The sequence below is a fragment of the Clostridium sp. CTA-19 genome (genome assembly GCF_054767855.1).
Map to the genome: position 1 here is coordinate 1 of NZ_BAAABH010000108.1, position 409 is coordinate 409.

The following is a 409-nucleotide window of genomic DNA, read 5'->3' on the forward strand; positions in this document are numbered from 1 at the left end:
GGTGAGGGGGTGAGGGGTGTAAGCATGGTAACATGTTCAGCTGACTCATACTAATAAGTCGAGGGCTTGACCTAATATAATCACTGTGCAATTTTCAGAGAACAAACTCTTAAAAAGTAAAAAATAATGTTGACAAATGTTACATTATTAGATAAAATAATAAAGTAGTTTGAAAAAATTATTTTAATCTGGTGATGATGGTTTAGAGGGTAACACTCCTTTCCATTCCGAACAGGCAAGTTAAGCCTCTAGACGCCGAGAGTACTGCACGGGTGACTGTGTGGGAGGGTAGGTTGTTGCCAGGTAAGTATGGTTCACTAGCTCAGTCGGTAGAGCACATGACTTTTAATCATGGTGTCCGGGGTTCGATTCCCCGGTGAGCCACCAAATCGTAGTATTTATACTACGA

The 409-nt window shown here is 41.1% G+C and carries 1 tRNA gene and 1 rRNA gene; both read left to right on the forward strand.

Annotation, left to right across the window (positions count from 1 at the left end):
• Window positions 1-187: 187 nt before the first annotated feature.
• Window positions 188-305, forward strand: a 5S ribosomal RNA gene (rrf, locus tag ACYUE0_RS17880).
• A gap of 6 nt (window positions 306-311) precedes the next feature.
• A tRNA-Lys gene (locus ACYUE0_RS17885) sits at window positions 312-387 on the forward strand.
• Window positions 388-409: the final 22 nt, after the last annotated feature.